The sequence below is a fragment of the Microcoleus sp. MON2_D5 genome (genome assembly GCF_036701905.1).
Classification (GTDB): Bacteria; Cyanobacteriota; Cyanobacteriia; order Cyanobacteriales; family Microcoleaceae; genus Microcoleus.
This window is the reverse complement of the sequence record NZ_JAUBRM010000059.1, coordinates 1-23011: the sequence shown is the minus strand read 5'-3', so window position 1 is coordinate 23011 and position 23011 is coordinate 1. Positions and strand designations below refer to the sequence as shown.

At 47.4% G+C, this 23011-nt stretch carries 16 protein-coding genes and 1 pseudogene; 13 read left to right on the top strand and 4 right to left on the bottom strand.

The window, feature by feature from the left end; genetic code table 11:
* Positions 1-283: 283 nt before the first annotated feature.
* On the bottom strand, positions 284-1363 hold the full coding sequence (locus QUA47_RS21080; protein ID WP_190661066.1) for a PIN/TRAM domain-containing protein: 1080 nt from the start codon (positions 1361-1363) through the stop codon (positions 284-286).
* Positions 1364-1738: 375 nt separating this feature from the next.
* Between QUA47_RS21080 and hemW the strand changes: the two genes are divergently transcribed.
* From hemW to QUA47_RS21055, 5 genes are all read left to right on the top strand, one after another.
* Positions 1739-3109, top strand: a complete 1371-nt coding sequence (hemW, locus tag QUA47_RS21075; protein WP_333432188.1) for a radical SAM family heme chaperone HemW — start codon at positions 1739-1741, stop codon at positions 3107-3109.
* Between the two features lie 226 nt (positions 3110-3335).
* The gene (locus QUA47_RS21070; RefSeq protein ID WP_190661069.1) at positions 3336-3596 is read left to right on the top strand and encodes a hypothetical protein; all 261 of its coding nucleotides are present in this window, start codon (positions 3336-3338) and stop codon (positions 3594-3596) included.
* A 113-nt stretch (positions 3597-3709) separates the two neighbouring features.
* Positions 3710-3982 (top strand): DUF1830 domain-containing protein, encoded by a 273-nt coding sequence (locus QUA47_RS21065; protein ID WP_333289601.1) that lies wholly within the window; start codon positions 3710-3712, stop codon positions 3980-3982.
* A 69-nt stretch (positions 3983-4051) separates the two neighbouring features.
* A complete protein-coding gene (locus tag QUA47_RS21060) occupies positions 4052-4453 on the top strand; it encodes a hypothetical protein (RefSeq protein WP_333432187.1) in 402 nt (133 codons plus the stop codon).
* 21 nt (positions 4454-4474) lie between these two features.
* Positions 4475-4732, top strand: coding sequence for a hypothetical protein (locus QUA47_RS21055; RefSeq protein WP_333432186.1), 258 nt, complete (start codon positions 4475-4477; stop codon positions 4730-4732).
* Between the two features lie 86 nt (positions 4733-4818).
* Here the strand turns inward: QUA47_RS21055 and QUA47_RS21050 are convergent, their stop codons facing one another.
* Complete coding sequence (locus QUA47_RS21050; protein WP_333432185.1) at positions 4819-5172, bottom strand: hypothetical protein; 354 nt, start codon at positions 5170-5172, stop codon at positions 4819-4821.
* Positions 5173-6399: 1227 nt separating this feature from the next.
* On the opposite strand from QUA47_RS21050, the gene QUA47_RS21045 reads away from it, so the two are divergent.
* From QUA47_RS21045 to QUA47_RS21035, 3 genes and pseudogenes are all read left to right on the top strand, one after another.
* The gene (locus QUA47_RS21045) at positions 6400-8937 is read left to right on the top strand and encodes a DUF7507 domain-containing protein (protein ID WP_333432184.1); all 2538 of its coding nucleotides are present in this window, start codon (positions 6400-6402) and stop codon (positions 8935-8937) included.
* 192 nt (positions 8938-9129) lie between these two features.
* Positions 9130-9390: pseudogene (locus QUA47_RS21040) on the top strand (aromatic amino acid lyase); the annotation flags it as partial.
* Positions 9391-10052: 662 nt separating this feature from the next.
* Entirely contained in the window at positions 10053-11618 is a 1566-nt protein-coding gene (locus QUA47_RS21035; RefSeq protein ID WP_333432183.1) for an FAD-dependent oxidoreductase, read from the top strand.
* Positions 11619-11791: 173 nt separating this feature from the next.
* Here the strand turns inward: QUA47_RS21035 and QUA47_RS21030 are convergent, their stop codons facing one another.
* Positions 11792-12661, bottom strand: a complete 870-nt coding sequence (locus QUA47_RS21030) for a lipid kinase (protein WP_333432182.1) — start codon at positions 12659-12661, stop codon at positions 11792-11794.
* Positions 12662-12885: 224 nt separating this feature from the next.
* Here QUA47_RS21030 and QUA47_RS21025 point away from each other — a divergent pair, with 224 nt between their 5' ends.
* Positions 12886-14178, top strand: a complete 1293-nt coding sequence (locus tag QUA47_RS21025) for a HEAT repeat domain-containing protein (RefSeq protein ID WP_333432181.1) — start codon at positions 12886-12888, stop codon at positions 14176-14178.
* A 112-nt stretch (positions 14179-14290) separates the two neighbouring features.
* Here the strand turns inward: QUA47_RS21025 and QUA47_RS21020 are convergent, their stop codons facing one another.
* Positions 14291-17692: a PAS domain S-box protein gene (locus tag QUA47_RS21020; protein ID WP_333432180.1), complete on the bottom strand. Its 3402-nt coding sequence runs from the start codon at positions 17690-17692 to the stop codon at positions 14291-14293.
* 613 nt (positions 17693-18305) lie between these two features.
* On the opposite strand from QUA47_RS21020, the gene QUA47_RS21015 reads away from it, so the two are divergent.
* From QUA47_RS21015 to QUA47_RS21000, 4 genes are all read left to right on the top strand, one after another.
* Positions 18306-19280, top strand: a complete 975-nt coding sequence (locus QUA47_RS21015; RefSeq protein WP_333432179.1) for a LysR family transcriptional regulator — start codon at positions 18306-18308, stop codon at positions 19278-19280.
* A 121-nt stretch (positions 19281-19401) separates the two neighbouring features.
* Positions 19402-20466: an anthranilate phosphoribosyltransferase family protein gene (locus QUA47_RS21010; protein WP_333432178.1), complete on the top strand. Its 1065-nt coding sequence runs from the start codon at positions 19402-19404 to the stop codon at positions 20464-20466.
* A gap of 166 nt (positions 20467-20632) precedes the next feature.
* A complete protein-coding gene (locus tag QUA47_RS21005; RefSeq protein ID WP_333432177.1) occupies positions 20633-21238 on the top strand; it encodes a molybdenum cofactor guanylyltransferase in 606 nt (201 codons plus the stop codon).
* 63 nt (positions 21239-21301) lie between these two features.
* Entirely contained in the window at positions 21302-22477 is a 1176-nt protein-coding gene (locus QUA47_RS21000) for an aminotransferase class V-fold PLP-dependent enzyme (RefSeq protein WP_333432176.1), read from the top strand.
* The last annotated feature ends 534 nt before the right edge of the window (positions 22478-23011 follow it).

Here is a 23011-nt window from a genome sequence, read left to right as displayed (position 1 = left end):
TCCTGAATCACTGATATTGAGATGATTGAACCGCGAAGACGCAAAGAACACGAAGGAAGAGAAAAGAAGAAGAAGCTGGTAATTGCTATTTTTTCTTGGTGGCTTTCCAAGTGCCGCCGTAGAAGTAAAAAGGATTGTTTTTACTTACCGATTCCCAACATTTAAGACACAAAAAAAACCACTGCCCCGACTCGTCATACCGCGCGCGGTAGAGAGTCGGGGCAGATTGGGAACAACGATCGCACTATTTGATTCTGAGTGCCCTGGCCATTGTTACTCAGTTTCAAACAATAACGGACTCTTGAGGGCGGGCGAATATCATGCGGCCGGCGCTAGTTTGCAGGGCGCTGGTGACTACGACTCGGGCTTCGCCGCCGACATAGCTGCTTCCTGCTTCTACGACAACCATGGTGCCGTCATCCAAGTAACCGATTCCCTGAGAGGGTTCTTTGCCTTCTTTGCGGATTTTTAGTTCGATCGTATCTCCCGGCAAATAAGTGGGACGCACCGCATGAGTCAAATCGTTGATATTCAAAACTGGCAGTTTTTGGACGGTAGCTACTTTCGATAAGTTGTAATCGTTTGTGAGCAAAATACCGTCGATCTCCAAAGCGAAGCGGACTAATTTCGCATCGACTGTGGCAATATCTTCGTAGTCAGCCGAGTGAATTTGAATGCGTTCTGGATATGTTTCTTTGATGCGGTTGAGAATATCTAAGCCGCGGCGCCCGCGCACTCGCTTTTGATCGTTCGCGGAATCAGCTATTAGTTGCAGTTCTTGGAGCACGAATTGCGGCACGATAATTTGACCTTCGAGGAAACCTGTTTCTAGCAAGTTTTCTATTCGGCCGTCAATAATGCAGCTAGTATCGACAACTTTGGCAGTTGCTGGTTTGAAAGTACCTTCGGCTACCAACACGGTGTCAAAGCTTTTGGGGTTGATCAGCCGCAAGAAAGCGCGGCCGTGGGTGTCGGTCAAACTGACGCCTGTGAAGCCGAACATGACGCTACCCAAGACTGCGACTAGAGGTTTGATGAAGCCGAACTCGCGGGGAATTGGCAGCAGGAACAGCGGAGCCAGCATTAAGTTTGCTACTAGCAGTCCGATGATTAAGCCGATCGCCCGCGTCAGCAGCATCTCCACTGGCATATCGCGGACTTGTTTTTCCAGGCGCCGATAGGTTGTTTGAGCCACTAATCCCATCACGAAGCCGATTAATGCTCCAAACGAACCTAGTACAGAACTTAAACCTTGTATATTTGTAACTTGCTCCAGCAGCTCGGTCGGCAGGAGTTCGACTCCGTAATAGCCGATGCCTCCGCCTGCGATTATGAATGAGATTATTATGATTGCGTCTAGCATTAGTTCTAGGTTAATGAATTTATTCACATTATATCTTTGCAGTGCTGATACTTGTTTTCATGCTTTGGTCGGATATCGCTATATTTACTCAGGGATTTTCATAAACTTATATTTCGCGGTTGTACCCTTTGGGGGATGTGCCAGGGAGTCGCTCGGAATTTACCACGCCTTGCCGAAAGCAGGCACGAGGTTCCAATAGACCGCCCTGCGGGCTATGCGGGAATTGTAGCCGATCGAAATTGATACGAGGTTACATTAAAACAGCCGATCGTTCGCAGCGCTTTTTTGGTAAGAAAATGTCATAATATACATAATTATTCATGATTGTTTAATTAAAACTTTAGATTTGAAGTTGCGCTTTCGGCTTGAGATGTAATGAACCCTCCCACAGATTATTTAACATTTGAATTAAAAAAAAGTGTGCAAGCGACAAATTCCGGCATTCCCAGTTCGGCTTACCTGCACATACCTTTTTGTCGCCGTCGCTGTTACTACTGCGATTTTCCGGTTTTTGTGGTGGGCGATCGCAAAAATGGCGATAATTCCGGCACAATTGTGCAATACGTTGCTGTACTGTGTCAAGAAATTCAAGAAACAAAAAATTTAGGCGCATCTCTGAAAACAGTTTTTTTTGGTGGCGGCACGCCTTCGCTGCTTTCTGTGAGTCAGTTGAGTAATATTTTAGAGACTCTCGACGGCAAATTTGGGATTGCTGCTGGGGCGGAAATTTCTATAGAAATAGACCCGGGTACGTTTACTTTAGAACAGTTGCGGGGATATGCAGCGGCGGGAGTAAATCGAGTTAGTTTGGGAGTGCAAGCTTTTCAGGATGAATTGCTGCAAGCTTGCGGGCGATCGCACTCGGTAGCCGAAATTTTTGAAGCAGTAGAAATAGTGCGATCGGCTGGTATTGTCAATTTTAGTTTAGACCTGATTTCGGGACTGCCGCACCAAACTTTAGAACAGTGGGAAGCTTCCCTGAAATCAGCGGTGGAAATTAGCCCGACTCACCTGTCGAGTTACGACTTAATTGTTGAGCAGGGAACTGCTTTCGGGCGCTACTTTGAAGAAGGCGCGCAGCCGCTACCAGCAGATGAAACCGCTGCTCAAATGTACCGTTTAGCGCGGGAAATTCTGACCGGCGCTGGCTACGAACATTACGAAATTTCTAATTACGCTCGATCTGGCTATCAGTGCCGCCACAACCGCGTTTATTGGGAAAATCGCCCTTATTACGGTTTGGGAATGGGGGCGGCGAGTTACGTGGAAGGCCGGAGGTTGACTAGGCCTCGCAAAACTCAAGAATATTATCAGTGGGTGCGATCGATCTCTGGCCTCAATTCCCCTGCTACTCCTCAAATTGGGGGGAAAACCCAGCAGGATATTTACCCAGCAATTGATGAGCAAAATTTTCAAGTCTCAGAAAATGACGTTTTGTTAGAAACGCTGATGCTAGGTTTGCGTTTAGCAGAAGGAGTTAGCCTGTCGGCGCTGACTGAGAAGTTTACTCAACAAACGGTTGACAAAATTTGGCGTTGTTTGCAGCCCTACTGGCGACAAGGATGGGTGGAAATTATAAGTGCGGATGGGGCGATTCCCTACGGGATAGCTCCGCTTCACGCAACTTTAGGCGAGGGGGCGAAACTGCCACTTTCGGGCAATTTGAGGTTGAGCGATCCCGAAGGTTTTTTATTTTCTAATACAATTTTAGCCGATTTGTTCAGCAAGTTAGGCGAGGATAATTAGCTCTGCCTGAGGAAGTATATCTCCAGCAAGCGCGATCGGCCCTAAAGCCGGGGCCGCCAATGCGACCGAAAGAAAATTCAATTGCTCCCTAGCTCGATCATCTCAAAAATCATCTATTTTCTATCGATCCCTAAACAAAACTTAAAGGCGAACTAAGCCTTGAGATAGACGCCAGGACTGCACTCCAGCCGTCATACTTAAGACTGAACATTTAAAAAGTAATTTAATGAACACTTTAACTATCGACCGCAACCAAACCCAAAACCAGCCCTGCCTTGTAATTAGCGAGCGCGGGTGCAATCCGACTTCCAAGTGTAATTTTTGCGGTCACTACCAACAGGCAAGAGGTTCAGTTGGTCACTGTCAATTGTTGAACGCACCTGTTAGGGGAGGATGGAAATCTTGCGCTTTAGCAATGCCGGCTTTTGCACCTTCTTGGGAATACCTGGAAGGCGCTGATGTTTCTCCGGCGAAAATTATTAATTAAGTCAAACAATGTAAAAAAAATGTTTAAAAAAGTGTGTTTTAACTGGTAATATGCTATATTAATTTTAGGTGCGTCGCCGATGGCTCGCACAATTGCACAAACAAGTTAAAAAGATGAATTTGACACTAAATCAGGTAATTTCCGAAGGTCATACGCGCATTTTGTGTTGGTATCTTAATAATACTAGCAAAGTGCAAATCGCTCGCATTACAAATATTCCTAATTGGTATTTTGAGCGGACAGTGTTTCCGGGGGAACGTTTTTTGTTTGAAGCGCTGCCGGAAGCTCAGTTAGAAGTTTGCAGGAGTGCGGAGACCGGTGTTATAGTGTGCGAGCGAATTTTGTGCGATCGGCTGCGAGTTGAAGAATTAAGCACGGCTGATTGAAGATAATTATTTAGACTTACCAACGAGAGGTAGAAACCCGGTTTTTTTTCAGAAACCGGGTTTCTCTGTATGAGGATAAAAACTCCGTTCGCGATCGCACTTTTTACCCTCGGACTGACCAAAACAAAATATACGGATATGCTCGGCTACGTCCTCGAACTTTGGCAAAGATTCGCCTCTCCAAAAACCCTTGATTCGATGCTTGACTTTTTTGACGTGCTGGTGTTATATCCCTGTCCTTCCCTAGAGACGCGATCGCAACTTCTGTTTGCTCTTTCTGAACTACTGTGGCGCTTTTCCAGACGTATTGATGAAGCTCAATGGCGAATATTTCGCTCTATAGTTAAAGACTTAAAGCTAGAAGAATCTCTTGCTGATTTACTCGGCGAAGCAGTCACTTCGATTGGGCAAAACCTTGCAGATGAAAGCAAGATTTTCCAGAAGCTTACAGGGAAATCTGTTCTCATCTAGACCTTAACGGAATCCGCAGCGTTGAGGGTAAAAACTATTTTAGAGGCAGCTTGCCAACCAATTACAGTTGATCTCAGCCACGATCGAGGTGGCAACGACAGACTCAGCCAGTGGGTGAGAAATTCCGACCTAGTGGTAATGGCGACAGCAAGTGCCAAACACGCCGCCACTGGTTTTATTGAGGCAAATCGTCCGCAGCATCTCTCGCCTATTCTGTTCATGAATAGTAAAGGGAATGCGAGTATGTTGCGGGAAATCAGAAAGTATTTAGAGAGTTGAGGTATCTAGAGGCATGAACAGGTTGTCTTCAATTCAACATGGAGCCGAAACCGCGACCAGAGCGATCGCCAACCAAATTGAAAGTTCTACGATGAACGATTAGTAGCAACACCACAGGTGGGCGCCATGCCTACAAACTCGTGGAGTACCCTGTGACAAGCATCGACAGTTCGACGTTGTTGCGGAACTGAGGGACTCGCTTCAATAGTTCTTTTGCAGTTAAAACCGCCGGCGATCGCCCCAAGAGGGACTGAAGTCCGTGCTACCAACTGATTCGCCTGCCTAGATACACTTACTCGCATCGCGAAACCACTGCGGGGAAGCCTTTGGAGGAGTTTTTGGCTATCATTGTTGGCTTTCGGAAAGAGGTTCGGAACCTGCGATCGCCAAGGCGTGCAAGTCGAGGGCGATCGGGCGATCGCTCCCCTGGCTGGCTGCACCTCAACCTGCTTCCCAAGCGGTCAGAGCTGCTGTTCTGACTCTTTTTACTTGAGGGAGCTTCGCTCCTCTAGTAGGAATTCCCATCTTTAGCTTCCGCTTCCCTCTACTTAATTTTTTTACTGGTTGGCTGGCATCTATCTTGAGATATATTCCTACTTGACAAGCGCTTATCTCCGAAGATATACTTAGATTCTCTAGGCTTCCCTGTGATATATCTTTACTGGCTGTCAGGCGTCTATCTTAAGATAGATTTCTACTTGACAAGCCACGATCTCCGAAGATATACTTAGATTCTATCAACCACAGAAAATTTGCTTGCCCGCCGCGAAGGAGCAGAGGACAGGCATTGATTCTCTTTCCCAAATGTCTCGATCCCAACAGTTTTGGCTGAGGGTGGCGGGCAGCTCACAACCAAGAGGTAGGTAACATCGACTGAAGAATCAACGCTTTGGCGTTATTAAGCTATTTTATAGGTGCTCGCCTGAAACCGGCTCCTCAAGTTTGGTTGACAGCCTCTAACCAAGGTGTTCTTTGCTGTGATGCTCAATCACAATTGTAAACAAAGACAGCCCAAGGTTTAGGAAAGTTCCCTAGACAAATCATCGCAAATAAGGGTAGAGCCAGAAAAGTTACTATTTGCAGATCTACTCTCAACGGCATCGCTTAGAGGTGATTTCTTGCTGCAGTTGAGTGGTAGTTTTTGATTTCAAATAAGGCTAAGTTTCAGCTTCAGACGAGCCTAATTTTTTCTACTGCCAATAAATTGAATTTAAATTAAACGCGCTTTTAACGCAGTTTAGTGATTTGTATTGCTGATACTTCGTTCAGAATGGCTACATAAATAGTGACGCTTGATTATTTTATAATAGCAAGCGAGTGCTTTTATCTGTCAGTATTTATGGGAAATACTGCGGTTTTTTCCTACTTAAATATGACCTAAAAAAATACCAAATAAATTATTAAAAAAGTTCCCGATTTACTTGACACTAAAAAAATAGTAGAGTAACTTACTAATTAACCAAGTAAAAATCATTGGAACAAAAACTTTAATGCCTGATTGATGGCTGTTCACCTTCTAGAACAAGCTATTTGGCAGTGATTGATTAGATCAATATTCATTAATCTTAATCGACTGATTGCAGATTAACAGGCTTATTGTATATATCAGGTCTATCACTCAAGTACCACACATAAAAACCAACAAGTAAATCACAGGAAAACCACAAATGACCACCTATTCAACTCTTTTTAATCAGCAAATTGGCGCGTCAAATGAGCCTATTAATACCTCTTTTGATTTCGGTCAAGACTTGACGGGTGATGGCTCTAACGATATTAAAGTCACGCTCAGCTTAAACGGAGCCGCTAATTCTGGCACTGAGGATATGGTCGGTGTTGCCTTCCATGTTGCAAACGATGCCGTCAGTGGCTTGCAGATTGTGAAGATCGATCGGTCTGAGCAAAGTAATACTCAAACCCTGAGCACTTTCACCCCCAGAGTTGTTATTGGTGCCAATCAGGTAAGCGATGGTGGACCCCTCGATCCTGGCTTTAATACCACTGGTGACGGTTCGGCTGAACCCTACGATGTGGGCATCAAATTCAGCGAGCAAGGATCGGGAGAAGGGATCGTCCAGACAGCGACCTTTGTGATCAGCAAACCAGGTGCAAATCTTGACAAGTTGCTGATCGAGAACACCAACTGGTGGGTGCGCTTGCAGTCTACTGATGGCGGTGCTGAGAGTGCCAAAACGGGCGGCTTTATCGGCACGATTCCTAGTGGCCCACCTCCAAATCCAAGCATCTCGATCGACAAAGTAACCAACGGCGCGGACGGCGTCAACATTCTCGCAGGTCAGCCGATTACCTGGACTTACAAAGTCAGCAACACCGGCAACGTCCCACTCTCAGGCGTCAGCCTCACCGATAACAAAGAGGGAGTCATCACCAGCTTCAGTGGCGACGCGAACAACAACACCCTGGTGGATACAAACGAAGTTTGGACTTACACGAAAACCGGCACTGCCCAGGCTGGCAACTACAGCAACGTTGGTACCGTTACCGGGAGCTACAACGGCAAATCTGTAACCAGTTCTGACCCCAGCAGCTACTTCGGTGCGGCTCCTTCGTTCACCCTCGAAAAGCTGACCAACGGCTACGATGGCAAGGAGATTTTGACCGGTAAGCCAATTACCTGGACTTACAAAGTCACCAACAACGGCAACATTGACCTGACCAACCTCGAGGTCAAAGATGACAACGGCACTCCGCTTAACACCAGTGACGACTTTGTAGTTGGCACCATTGCCAGCCTGCCCGTGGGTGAGAGCACCACTCTGCTGAAAACCAGTACCGCCATCACAGGCGCCTACAAAAACATCGGCACGGCAAGCAATACCTACACCGATGGTTCGGGCAATCCCAAAGACCTCAGCGCCACCGACCCCAGCGACTACTTCGGTGCGAATCCTGCCTTGAAAGTTAACAAACTGACCAACGGCTACGATGGCAAGGATATTTTGACAGGAACGCCAATCAAATGGACTTACGAAGTCACCAACACCGGCAACGTTAACCTGACTAACGTCCAGGTCAAAGATGACAACGGCACTCCGGCTAACCCCAGTGACGACTTTGTAGTTGGCAGTATTGCCAGCCTCGCCGCAGGTCAGAGTACCACTGTGCAGAAAACAAGTACCGCCGTTGCCGGCCCCTACAAAAACATCGGCACGGCAAGCAATACCTACACCGATGGTGTGGGCAATAGCACAAACGTCAGCGCCACCGACCCCAGCAACTACTTCGGCGCTCGCCCCAGCATTGCGATCGACAAAGTAACGGACAACTCTTCTGTGCAAGGGGATGGCCTGTTAATTGAGCAAGGTAGTCCAGTGAGCTGGATTTATACTGTCACCAACACCGGCAACGTGCCTCTCTCTGATGTCAAGGTCACAGATGACAAAGGTGTGGTTCCTGTTTACAGCAGTGGTGACACCAACCAAGACGGCAAGCTCGACCTCACAGAAAGCTGGGTTTACAGCGCCAGCGGCACTGCCATCTTGGGCGGCTATCAAAATATCGGTACGACCACAGGTTCCTACACCGACGAGTTGAACAACCGCGCAACCCCGACAGCATCCGATGCTAGCTCCTACACAGGCGTGCGGTCTCTGGGAGCGCGGACACCAGGCTTCTGGCAGCGTTGGACTGATGTGTGGGATGGCAATGCCAGCACCGATTCCTCCTTTGCCGGCAAGCCAGATTTCCCAACCAGCGACATCCTGCTCTCACCTTACTCCGCGGCTACAGTAGATCCAGTCACAGGACAGACTGCCTTGGGCATTCTGGTTGGTGACTATAACCGGAACGGAAAGACGGATGCAGGTGAAAATATCCTGTTCTACACCCTTCAGGAAGCTCAGACCATTGTCAACGCTAACCAGAAAGTCCAGCAGGACGTTCGCTACACGATCGATCGCTCCTTGGTTGCCTCTTGGCTGAATTTCCTCGCCGTCAACCCCGCGCCGACTGGAGATATGAACCAGGCGATCACTTGGTTGCAAAAATACACTCCCGACGAAAACGGCGATGGCAAGGGAGATGGGAATCTCTCCTTGCAGGCATCAACCTACAAAATGGCTGCGAGTTCCCCAGCTTGGGCAAACGCAACTAACACCTACAACGGATTGCCTACCGGCGAAGTGATCAACGGCAAGCTCGATTACTACAACAACACCGGAAAGTTCGGGACTCAGCCTATCTAGTGTTGGCATAACCTAAGTTGCTAGTTAACGCTAGTTGCTAGTTATCACCGTTACTGGCTCTTAAAGGGAAAGGGGAAAGGGAAATAGCTTTTCCCCTTTTCCCTTTTTCCCATTTCACCTTTCAAACGCATCTGCCCAGCGAACAATTAAGCTTGGCGACCCACATTTTACCCACTTCGATTTTTAGGAACGGAAAATACCGTTCATGCCTATGGTGCAATTCAGAAAACTTTCGTGTCCTTAGCTATAGAAAATCAGGAACTAGCAGCGCCAATACTTGATAATTTTGCTATAGCTGGCAATATTGAAGATGTGCCAACAAATGCTCGAAGAACTGTGCAGCGTGTTAGGACACAGATTGATACCCTCTCTTACATTTTAGGAAGCGAAATGATGCACGCTGCACAAGCTATTGACTTAAGATGGCAAAAAAATCCTAAGTTGAAATTATAGATAGTCACTAAAAAAATATTTTAACAGTACAGACAGGTTGTTCCTTTCATGAAAAGCGATCGGGTGTTAACCTATGATATTTAAAAGTCATATTCATTTTTAAAAAGTTATCAAAAAGAGGTAGAATCAAGTTTTCACACTTGTCTAAAACTTACTCGCTTTTGACTAGCTTAAGTACCATCTTTTATTGGCGTATAATATTATGAATGCGATTGCAGAATAGAACTGGCTAGTGCCTAATTATTTCAACTTATATTCCTCCTCATCTGGAGCAGATAACTTCCTCCCAGAGACGCACGCAACAGGTTAAGTGTTCACCATCAAGATTAATAAAAAAGATATTAAATCCCCTAAATCGCTTGCGTAAGTTCCGTAATGGCTCACTAGGTAATCTCAAAGGGGGCCACTGGACAATTCAATCCAAGCTGCAAGCGTTGCTCCTAGGAGTTAGCCTCGGTTCTGTAGTGGTAGTTAGTGGGATTGGCTGGGGTGGTGACAACCCGCCTGAAACTCTGATGGAGTAAAGATTTAGTCAACTTATGCTAAAAAAAGATAGGTAGAAAGCGGGTTTCTCGCCACCCATGCGTCAGCCCTGAAACTGTCGCAAAAGTTAATCTAAGCTAAATTATAAAAAATCCACCACTGTTTAATACTAAAACCCGATGTCCCTCACCGAACAAATCCTCTCCCAACTGCCAGGAGACGCCCTCGGAGGCCTGAGAAAAGTCGATCGACTCTGGGAAAACCTCAAACAAAACACCGCACCAGCACCCCAAGCAGTCAAATACAGCCAACAACCCCTGGAAAACCTCGACTTCGACATAGTTATCGGCGGCGGAACCCTAGGAATATTAATCGGTACAGCCTTAGTGCTGCGGGGTTGGCGAGTAGCCCTGCTCGAACGCGGCACCCTGCGAGGCCGCGAGCAAGAATGGAACATTTCTCGCAAAGAATTAGACGCATTCTTAGAACTAAATTTGCTATCTGTTGAAGAGATAGAAAAAGCCATCGCCACCGAATATAACCCAGCCCGCATCAGCTTTACCAACACCCCAGACATTTGGGTGCGCGACGTACTCAACATTGGAATCGACCCAGTTTACCTCCTAGAAACCCTCAAGCAGCGATTCCTCCAAGCTGGAGGAAAGCTATTTGAAAATACACCATTTAAAACAGCAACCATTCACCCGGATGGAGTCTTGGTAGAATCTGCAAATACCGATACACAACCTGCTACAAATTTATTTAAAACCAGATTATTATTAGACGCAATGGGACATTTTTCGCCCATTGTGCGCCAAGCAAGACAAGGCAAAAAACCCGAGGCCGTATGTTTAGTAGTCGGCAGTTGCGCTCAAGGATACCCCAAAAACGACACTGGGGATATATTTGCATCCTTCACCCCAATGCAAAATCAGTGCCAATATTTTTGGGAAGCATTTCCAGCCAGAGACGGCCGCACAACCTACTTATTTACCTACATAGACGCCGACACCGAAAGATTCAGTTTAGAAACATTATTTGAAGAGTATTTGCGCTTGCTTCCCCAATATCAAAACGTCGAACTCGAACAGTTAAAATTCCAAAGAGCACTTTACGGATTTTTCCCCTGCTATCGTCAAAGTCCTCTAAAAACGCCTTGGGATCGCCTACTCCCAGTCGGAGACAGCAGCGGTAGCCAATCTCCCCTCAGCTTCGGCGGTTTCGGCGCAATGGTGCGCCACCTCAAACGATTAACTCTAGGAATTGACGAAGCTTTGACAAGCGACAGTCTCAGCAAAAATGCCCTCGCACTTTTGCAACCCTACCAGCCGAATCTATCAGTTACCTGGTTGTTTCAGCGTTCGATGAGTGCTGCGATGGATCAAAAAATAGACCCCAATCAAATTAATCAACTTTTGGCTGCCGTCTTTCAGGTAATGGAAGAGTTGGGAGAACCGGTCCTCAAACCTTTTCTTCAGGATATCGTGCTGTTTCCGGCTTTGTCAAAAACCTTGTTTAAAACAGCAATTAGCCATCCCGGATTAGTTATGAAAATTATCCCGCAGGTAGGAATAGCTAATTTGCTCGATTGGATGGTTCATTATCTAAATTTAGGCATTTATACGGGATTGCAGCCTTTGGGGAAAGCCGTAGAACCGCAGGTAAAAAATTTAGCGCCGGAGCAGCAATACTATTTTCACCGATTAGTTGAAGCATGGCAATATGGCGCGGGAGGCGATTATTGATTAATTGTGGCACGGGCATCTTGCCCGTGGCTAACAGATGAACAGGCAAGATGCCTGTTCCACAACACAATATAATTTATTAAGTGATTAATTGTGGCACGGGCATCTTGCCCGTGGCTAACAGATGAACAGGCAAGATGCCTGTTCCACAACATAATTATATTAGTTGTGAGTTATGAAGGAGCTATAACTGCTAAAGCTTCGGGAATCACTCGGAATTGTGCAGGCGTGTGAGTTGTAATTTCACCGTCGGTATTAATCGAACGGCGTTTGCTAGTATTAACCTCAAATTCTTGAGCGTACAAGACGCGAACTTTAGGCGACTTGGTATAATTTCCTTGCCTCATAGCCGGGAGCAAAGCAATGATTTCCCACCAATTTATTGTTTCCAAACTGTACAAATCCAGTCGCCTGTCGTCGATGGTGGCATCCTCGGCAACTGTCATACCACCTCCGTAATAGCGGCCGTTGCCAATGGCAATTTGAATAGTTTTAACCTTAAAAGATTGGTTGTTTATCTTAATTTCTGCTCGGAAGGGTCGCGCTGAAAAAATGGTCTGCAAAGCAGTAAAAGCATAAGCTAAAACTCCCCAGCGCTGCTTCACCTTTTTCGTCAGCCGCTGGGTAATTTCCACGCTTAGTCCCAAACTTGCAACATTAAAAAAATGTTGGCCGTTAACCCAACCCAAGTCTATTAGCCGAATTTTACCGCTGGCAATTACTTGACAAGCTGCTGATAAGTCTGTAGGAATTGCCAGAGTGCGGGCTAGGTCGTTAGCAGTTCCCATCGGCAAAATACCCAAGGGTAACTTGGTATCTATCAAACCTTCTATGGCAGCGTTGAGAGTGCCGTCGCCGCCGCCGATTATTACTAATTCGACTCGATTTTGGTAGCGGCGAATAGTGTCGGAAAGTTCGTGGGCGTGGTCAGTAGATTCTATAATTAACTCAAAACCGAGTGCTTCTAATTCTACAGTGGCTTGAGATAATAGCTTTTGCCCTTTTCGGGAGTGCTGGTTTACTAAAAGTAGAGCTTTCTTCATTTGTTAATTTTTCATTAGGAATATTGCGTATTTTAAATTACAAAAAGTATAGCTTGATGCTTTAACAGGATGAAATTAATGCTTTACTTCTATTTTACCAGTTATGATGGATTGACAAAAATGTCAAAAAATGGATAATTGTAGCAAAAGATTCCTAAAAAGTACCTCCCGCTCTCACCTAGCAGCAAAAAACCTCGCTTCTCGATCGAACTTAATTTAAAATCATGGGTAATATTTTACAAAAAGCGCAAGTCGCTGCCGATCGCCAAAACTGGTCTGGGCTAGTCGAATGCTTGCAGGAAGTGACAGCCAAGGGCAGTAAGCCGCAGGAACAGCACATTTTAGAACAAGCTGTCAGTTTAGCAATACAAGCCTTGGAATGGGGCGATTTTCAAGACCGTTGGGAAATTGCTAAAGTATTGCCCAATCTAGGGAATTGCGCGATCGCACCTTTAATTGCCGTGCTCGAAGACGAAGACGCAGACACGGAACCCCGGTGGTTCGCCGCCCGCATCCTCGGAAAGTTCGATCGTCCAGAAGTGATTCAAGCTTTAGTAGAATTGGTCAAAAATTCCGACGAAGAATTGAGCCAAATCGCCGCCGAAACCCTAGGGAATTTGGGCCAAACAGCCATAGAATCCCTAGCAACTCTTTTGCAGCAAAAAGACTCGCGACAGTTTGCAACAGCAGCACTCGCCCAAATTCGGCGCACCGAAACCATCGCACCGCTGTTGAGCGTAGTCGCAGACTCTCAAGTTGCGGTGCGGGCAGCCGCAATCGAGGCCCTGAGCAGCTTTCACGACTCCCGCATCCCGCCGGTACTGGTAGCAGCGCTCAAAGATCCGGCGACAGCAGTCAGAAAAGAAGCCGTGCGATCTCTTGGCGCGCGCGCCTATTTAGACGCAGAATTAGATTTAGTTAACTTGCTCAAACCTTTACTTTCGGACATCCGATTAGAAGTTTGTCAGCAAGCGGCGATCGCGCTCGGGCGAGTCAAAACTGATGCAGCAGCGGCGGCTTTATTTGAATTGCTGCGATCGCCCACAACTCCGGTTGAATTGCAAATCGAAACTGTACGCGCCCTAATCTGGATGGAAACTGCAACCGCTTTAGCATATTTGCATCAGGCATTAATGGCGCAATTTACTAACATAAATTCTACTGTTTATCAAGAGATAGTCACTGTTGTAGGCCGAGTAGAAAAGCCGGAATTAAAAGCTGTTGCTGCTGAAATTCTGATTGATTTGTTGAAAACAAATCATCCGGCCGTGCAGGAGGCAGTTAGCAAAAAATCTTTAGCTTTAGGTTTAGGAAAATTAGGAGATATGAGAGGGCTAGATGCTCTGATTTCACTGTTGGGCGACGCAGACAGCAGCGTCAGGCTGCACTGCATGGCAGCGCTCAAACAGCTAGGTGCTGCCGAGGCCAGGCAGAAATTAGAAAACTTAGTGAAACAAGAGAGTCTCGAACCGAGATTGAAACAAGGAATTGCGATCGCCCTGCAAGAATGGCAATAAAATCAAGAGCGAGCGGATTTGCGGAGAACCCTTAAATATAAGGTGCGCCATCAACACCTTACGTAGAAATTAAATAGTGAATTTTGAACTCGATAACTGAAAAATCCAAACTTTAGCTGTGCTCAATTGGCAGCCGCACTCCGAAAGTCGAGCCGAGTCCTTCCCCAGGACTTGCGGCCCACACGCTGCCGCCGTGGAGTTCCACGAGATGGCGGACGATCGCCAACCCCAGTCCCAGCCCGCCGTAATTGCGCGTAGAAGTGCTGTCAGCTTGGCGGAAGCGATCGAACACAAAGGGCAAAAACTCCTTGCTGATGCCAATTCCCGTATCGCTGACAACGATCGAAACAGAGTGAACCGGAGACGGCCCTGACAACATGGCGCCACCCCCTGCTCCCGGTTCCCCATCCTCCGAGAGCGTGATTTCCACGCGACCCGACGGCGGCGTAAACTTAATAGCATTCGAGAGCAAATTAGACACCACCTGCTGCAAACGAGTAGCATCGCCCCTCACCAAGCTCACCCCTTCGCCACAAAAACTCACCAATTCAATTCCCCTAGCTTCAGCATCAGGGGTCAGCGCCTTCACTGCCGTTTCTACAATCCGCACCAAATCCACCGGGAACAGCTTCAAACACACTTTGCCGCTCACAATCCGGGAAACGTCGAGCAAATCCTCAATCATCTGAGTCTGCAACCGCGCGTTTCGCTCAATAGTCTCCAAACCCACAGCCGTTTTTTCCGGACTCATCTGGCGCTGCCGCAGCATCTGGGCCCAGCCCAAAATCGCGTTCAGAGGCGTCCGCAACTCGTGAGAAAGCGTTCCCAAAAACTGGTCTTTAATCCGGTTGGCCTCCGCTGCTTCCCGGTAAAGCCGCGCATTGTCGATCGCCACCGCCGCATCTCGCGCCAAATCCTCCAGCAAAACCAAATCCTCCTGCCCGCAGCGGCGGCCCGACTCCCCGCACAGCAGCGAAATCGCTCCCAGCGTCCGCCCGCGAGCGATCAGCGGCACGCAGATTGCCGACAGCACCTGGGATTGGGATCGCAGCACCAACTGCAGTTCCCTGTCCGGCACAACCGCCTCGATCACCCATTCCGGTATTTCTGGGTAGAGCTTCGACTCACCAGTCCGCAGCACCTTTGCTACTCCGTGCCGTCCCTGGGGGTCTAGTGGCATACGCCGATCGATTTGCCACAGCAGAGCGACTTTGCTCGGATCTGAGTGAGCAACTGCTTGCAAGCGGATTGAGCCGTCTGCATCAAGCAAATGCACGCAGCACCAATCCCCCAGCCCCGGTACTGTTAAATCTGCCAAACCTTGCAGCGCCTTTTCGTAATCCAGGGAAGCCGACGACAGCAAAGCCAAAGCTTGAGCGCTAAAATAGGCTGTTTGGGCCAATCGCTGGCGATCGTCAATATCGGTACAAGTCCCGAACCATTTGAGAATTTTCCCGTCAGCGTCCCGCACGGGCAACGCCCGGCCCAGATGCCAGCGATAAGCTCCGTCAGATGCCCGTTTAAAACGATATTCCACCTCGTAAGTCTTCCCTGTCTCCACCGAGGTCTTCCAGCTTTCTACGGAATTTTCCACGTCATCTGGATGCAGGGCTAGCTGCCACCCCCAGCCTTGAGTTTCCTCCAGCGTCAAGCCAGTATATTCAAACCAGCGCTGGTTGTAGTAGTCGAACCAGCCGTCGGCTCTGGCAGTCCAAACTATTTGCGGGATGGCTTCAGCGAGGACGCGGTAAAGCAGTTCGCTGGCTTCTGCTTGGCGACGTGCGGCCTGTTCCCGCGCCAATGCCGAATTCCGCTGTTCTTCGGCCTCTTTGCGAGCGGTGATGTCGCTAATCACGCCGATCCATTTGCAGGGATTGCCTTGTTTGTCAAGCACTGCTTTGCCTCGATCGATCCAGTGGAGCAAGCGGCCCCGGTGGCGCTGAACGCGGTATTCCTGAAAAAATGGGGCGGCAGAACTGTCTGGCGCACTTAAATACCGCTCGACCGCAGCCAAAACTCGAGCGCGGTCGAGCGGGTGCAAGATACTGTTCCAAGCTGCTCTTGTCCTGGGAAATCCGCCTTTTTCGTACTCCAAATGTTCGTCTACGTGACCGAACCACAGCACGATGTCGGTCTCGATATCCCATTCATAAATTAAATCACTGGCACTTTCGGCAGCAATCCGAAACCGCTCTTCAGACTGTCGCAGCACTTCCAGAAATTTAAAGCGTTCCGTCACGTCCAAAACCAGAGACAGCACCGATACCAACTGTCCCGAATCGCTGTAAAAAGCCGAATTGTACCACTCGCAATGTACCAACGAACCACCCTTATGATAATTGCTGTTGCGAACTACATTGCAGCGACTACCTGGTTTGTTTAAACTATAAATTGCCGATTCTACCTCTTCAAACTCACCCCGAGCGATAAATTTCCATTCGCTAAAATGCTTGCCGAAAACTTCTGTTTCCTTCCAGCCAAAAATTTTCTGGGCTGCCGGCGACCACCCGCTAACCCGGAAATTTTCATCCCACTCAATCACCGCTAGGGGAGTATTTTCAAAATGAGAAGTGAGTTTTTGCAGCGCCTGGCGCAGGGATGCTTCTACTTGCTTGCGCCCAGTAATATCGCCAAAAGAAATAGCAATGCCGTCGCCCAATTTAACGGTCATAATCCGAAACCAGCCGACAATGCCTTCCCTGTTGTAATAAATCTCGGTATCGAGGGGAATTCCTGTTTGTACAACTTGCACGCAATGGTCGAACAAACCGCTATCTTTATGACCGGGCAGGACTTGCAGCAGTCGCTTGCCGATTAATTCTTCAGGTGTACGTTGTTGAATTTTTGCCGCTGCGGGATTGACGTATTCCCATTCAAAATCCACAATTGTGGAGTCGTCACGAATGCTGCGGAACACGTTAAATCCGTCTAGAGATAATTCCTGAAAAACGCGGAAGCGTTCTTCGCTTTCTTGCAGCTTGCCTAAAGCGTCAAGCAGGAGTTCCTCGACTCGCTCGCGCTGCGTTATTTCTGCGAGCAATTGCTCGTTAATTTGCTGGAGTTCGGTTGTGGGGAATGGGACGGAATTTTTAATGGCAGAGTCGGCTTGCCGTCGATCGACCTCTTCAGTTCCCAGTGCCGTATTTCCTGGAAAAGAGGCCGCCCCAGCCAAAGCCAACATTTGAGGAACCCAGGGTATCAGGGATGCTACAGCCCACAAAGAGATGATAGCGGTAATGGCGGCGATCGAACTTGACAGCCAGTAACTGGGATGCACCAGCATCCAAACTTGCACCAAGTGAGTTGTCCCGCCGCAGAAAAACCAGGCTCCCAATAGGAGAAACCCCTTGCTCAAAGGCACGTTCCGCTGCTTCCGGGCATAGTATGTCACAATTGCTGGAATTGAATAATAAGCCAAGGCAATTAACAAATCGCTGGCTGCGTGCAGTCCCATCAACTGGGGCTGCCACTGGCAACATCCACCCTGCGGAATAAAATTGTGGTTAAATGACATAATCTTAATAAAATGGCAGCATTTCGGCTTTCCTGTGCGATCGATCCTAGTTGCACTTGTGTTGCTGACCCGCTAATTCCTAGTTTATACACAAAAAAACATAAAACAAGAGTGACTTTAGTCCGGGGAGGAAAGTTTACAGCAGGCTTTAACCTGCCTGAAATATTCTTACATTTATTAAGAGGTTTAGGGAGAGTGAGGTAATATAATTCCCAAGGAGGTACGAAATTCAATGCTATCTTTTGAAGTCACCACTTACGGAAAAACAGAGCAATTGAGCGCACTTGATGAAGGGATTACTAGAGTGCCGTTCATTGAAACGGTTTAGCTAGAAGCTTGCAATATTCGAGAAATTAATCTTTATTGAATCTATTTTTTGATAAATTTGCAGATTCAGAAATTCCTTCAAAATAGGAGAATCGACCTCTACTTGGGCGCTCGTAAATCCTACCCGAGCAAATTGATTCATAGAGCCAAGCATCCCCGCGTCTCGCCCCGGAATCAAAACTAATCTCTACCTGTATCAAAGTCTACTAAATTCTTCTACTAAATCGGTTAATGTCACAGATTATCTTCCAGTAAAATTTCTGAAACCATCTCGAATTAAACATCCATGCGCTTAGAGCAGCTTCAAGCATTTCTTTCAGTTGCTGAAACTGGTAGCTTTCAGCAAGCGGCCCGGAAGTGTGGCGTTACCCAATCGACTATTAGCCGCCAAGTGCAGGGATTAGAAGCGGAAGTGGGTTTGTCGCTGTTTCACCGCACGGCCCACGCGAAATTGACTGTGGGAGGGGAATGCCTGCTGCCTCACGCTCGCAAAATCTGTCAGACTTGGCGAAATGCTGCTGAAGAATTGGGAGACTTACGGGCGGGAAAGCAGCCGGAACTCTGCGTGGCTGCGATTCACTCGGTTTGCGCTGCTTATTTGCCGCCTGTGCTGCAAAAGTTTTGCCGCGACTATCCAGACGTGCAGTTGCGGGTGACTTCCCTCGGAAGCGATCGAGCTCTGAAAGTCCTCAAAGACGGTTTGGTGGACATAGCGGTGGTGATGAACAACCGCCATTTTACTCAAGCCCCGGAAATGTTGGTTGAGGTGCTCTACAATGAGCCGATCGAGGTGTTGATGGCGGCGGGTCATCCCCTGGCCCAGTACGATCGAGTACCTTGGCCGGAATTGGTTTGTTACCCGCAAGTGGTGTTTAAGGACGGGTACGGAATGCAGCGGATGGTGCAAGAACAATTTGGACGCATCGGTGCTAAACTTCATGCTGTTTTGGAACTCAACACTCTTGATGCTTTTCGGGGTGTGGTGCGACAGGGAGAATTGATTGCTTTGCTGCCGCATTCAGCTTTGCTGGAGGCGAAGGGCGATCGCACTTTAGCAATTCGGTCGATCGCCCAAGAGCGGTCAACTTCCAAGGTTTCGACAATCGGTCAATTGGCGACCGATCCGACTTGGACTCGCGAAGTGGTGTTGGTGACAACTCACGATCGAATGCAAATTCCGCCGATCGCCCATTTCTGGAATCTGGTACGCGAATTTGTGCCGCCATTGGATGTAATCAAGCTAGAAAAATCAGGGAGTTAATTCGATAATTTTGAATTGAGAGTTCGGAATTTTAAATTTAAAACGATTCAAATATTACCAATTACTAACTACCAATTACTAACTACCAACTACCAATTACCAATTACCAACTTCAAAAGTTATGAGTGACGCATTTAGAGAATTGCTGCGAAAAATTGGCAGCGGAGCACACACAGGAGAAAACTTAACTCGCTCCGAAGCAGCAGCAGCCACGCGGATGATGCTGCTCCAAGAAGCAACACCGGCTCAAATTGGAGCTTTTATGATTTCCCACCGCATTAAACGGCCCACCGGCGAAGAATTAGCCGGAATGCTCGATGCTTATGAAGAATTGGGGCCTATGCTTGCCCCCCCAAACCGAGAAAAAGGGTTTTCCGTCTCTACCGTCGCCGTGTTTGGCGTTCCTTACGACGGGCGATCGCGCACGGCTCCAATTAGCCCTTTAACAGCCTTAATTTTAGCAGCCTCTGGCGTGCCAACCCTCATGCACGGGGGGGATACTATGCCAACCAAGGAAGGCATTCCCCTGATTGAAATTTGGCGCGGTTTGGGAGTTGACTGGAGAAAACTGAGTTTAGAAAAAGTCCAGCAAGTTTTTGACAGTACCGGTTTAGGTTTTGTTTATCTTCCCAAGCATTTTCCTCAAGCCACCGCTTTAGTTCCCTACCGCCGCGAAATCGGCAAACGGCCACCTTTTTCGACAATGGAGTTGATGTGGTGTCCCTGTGCCGGCGACGTTAACGTCATCTCCGGCTACGTCCACCCGCCCACAGAAGGTATGTTTCAAAAAGCCTTTGAGCTGCGGGGAATCAAAAATTATACCACAGTCAAAGGATTGGAGGGAAGCTGCGATTTGCCGCGCGATCGTACTGCGATTATCGGCATTGCTAAGCCGGACACTGAGTTCGAGCGAGTGCTTTTGGCCCACGGAGATTACGGTTTTAGCAGCACCAATCCTGCCTTTGAATCAGCCTCTGAGTTATTCAAACAAATGCAGGAAGTGTTGTTGGGAAAACCCTCGGAATTGATGCAGTCCGCTATCTGGAACGGCGGATTTTATCTGTGGCGCAGCGGAGTTTGTTTGGATATGAACTCGGGTTTGATTCAGGCAGAAACTTTATTGAGTAGCGGCCAAGTCGTGCAAAAACTTGAGGAAGTTAGCCAAGCCGTTAGTGTTTTTAGTTGAGAATGATTAATCAGGTTTTGTGTGCAGTGGGAACCTACATTGAGCAGGTTTTGTACACAGCACCCTAAATGGAGAAATTTTACTTCCTTCTTCCCTCTTCCTTCTTCCCTCTTCCTTCTTCCCTCTTCCTTCTTCCCTCTTCCTTCTTCCCTCTTCCTTCTTCCCAATGACTAATCATAAAATTGCTGTAATTGTGCTTGCAGGCGGTCAAAGTTCGCGGATGGGTAGGGATAAAGCTCTGCTGGAAATTGAGGGCAAATCCCTATTGCAGCGGGCGTTGGAAGTTGCCGCAGTTGTAACCCCCGAAGTTTATGTTCTGACTGCTTGGCCCGATCGCTATCGATCGACCTTAACCGAAACGTCCCAATTTCTGGTAGAGTACAATCCCGGTTCCGGGCCCTTGGTTGCATTGACTCAGGGATTGAAAGAAATTGCCGCCGAGTGGATTTTACTGTTAGCTTGCGATTTGCCTTTGTTGGATGCCCAGATTATCCAGAAGTGGGCGAGTCAGTTAACAGAGTTTCCCCCATCTACTTTAGCAGTTGTGCCTTATCAAAATTCGCGCTGGGAGCCTTTGTGCGGCTTCTACCGCCAACAATCTCTGCCCAGCTTGCAAAGTTTTATTGACAAAGGGGGACGTTCCTTTCAAGTGTGGTTAAATCAAATCCCCGCAATCCCTCTACCTGTAAGGGAACGAGAAGCAGTAATGTTATCCAATTGCAATACATTAGAAGAGTTTGAGAAATTAAAAGGTAAAATGGTTAACGGTTGACTGTTGACTGTTGACAGTTAACTGACTAATGACTAATGACTAATTACTAATTACTAATTACTAATGATTAACGCATATTGGTTGCTCGATCGCAATATAACTTTCCTCAATCACGGCTCTTTTGGGGCTTGTCCGATTCCTGTACTAGAAGCGCAAACCATTTTTCGAGAACAACTGGAAAGAGAACCATTGCGCTTTTTACTGCGGGAATTTGAACCATTGTTGGACAATGCGAGAAATCAGTTAGCAGCATTTATTGGTGCGAGTGAGGAGGACTTGGCGTTTGTGCCGAATGCGACGACGGGAGTAAATGCAGTTTTGCGATCGCTCTGTTTTGCTCCGGGCGACGAATTGCTAACTACAAATCAGGAATACAACGCTTGCCGCAACACACTTAATTTTGTAGCCGAGCGTACAGGGGCTAAAGTAATAGTAGCCGAAGTTCCCTTTCCAATTGAGTCACCTGACCAAATTATTGAAGCAATAATTAAGTGCGTTTCACCGCAAACAAAGTTAGCATTATTAGACCACGTTGTGAGCCAAACAGGTTTAATATTTCCCATCAAACAGTTAGTCGGCGAGTTAGCTAACCGTGGCGTGGATGTATTAGTAGACGGAGCTCACGCGCCGGGAATGGTAGCGCTGAATTTAGATGAAATTGGGGCGGCTTACTATACGGGAAATTGCCACAAATGGCTGTGCGCGCCCAAAGGTGCGGGCTTTTTATACGTGCGGCGCGACAAGCAAGATGCCATTCGCCCAACTACGATCAGTCACGGTGCTAACTCGCCCCGCGCTGATAAATCGCGCTTTCAATTAGAGTTTGACTGGATGGGAACTGTCGATCCGAGTCCTTATTTGTGCGTCCCTGTGGCTATTGATTTTATGGGTTCTTTGTTGGGTGGCGGCTGGCCGGAATTGAGGGCAAAAAATCATGCTTTGGCGTTGGCGGGGAGAAAAATAGTGGCCGACAAATTAGATTTGCGGCTGCCTTGTCCTGATGAAATGGTGGGTTCTATGGCTGTTGTGCCATTGGCAGACTCCCAGTCTGATGTGGTTGCAAAGGGAGGAATTCCACCTTTGCAAGAGGCGCTCTGGGAGATTTTTAAAATTGAAGTTCCGGTGATTCCTTGGCCGGATGCTAGCAAGCAGTTGGTGAGGATTTCGGCTCAGTTATACAATACATTGCCGCAGTATCAATATTTAGCTAAGGCGCTGGTTGAGCTGACGAGAAGTTGAGGGGGAGCTTCAAAAAAAACATAACACCCAGCTACAAACAGTTATAGGTTTGTAGTTAGGGTGTCGGTTCTCATAGTTTGGGAGAATACAGACTATAGCCTTTCTCAGAAAGATGAGGTACTCTCCGGCATAGGGCATAGGGCATAGGGCATAGGGCATACCTCACTTTTTTGAAAACCGCTATATTCGTTTTTACTATAAAGGTAGTAAAGGTTATACAAATAGGCTCAGAAAGAGTTAAACTCCTGCAAGGAATTACCTTGATTCCTGTTTAATTTTGCTACTATTTACCTAAAATAAAAAAATACAAAAAAAACCGCTCTAAAACCGCATAGCCCTAAACTTCGCCCATCCACCCAAACCGAATAAAATTTGTAAATAACCAGCGAAATTTCCTAAGTTAAAACAGGGTTGTCAAACCGGATAGTACACAACTTCCGCGCGACAGAATATAATGCAATACGGTTCAGTTAAGGCTCAAATAGTGGTAAATTAGGTATGGTGTCCAAAAATGGAGAGCAAGTAAGGTGCATC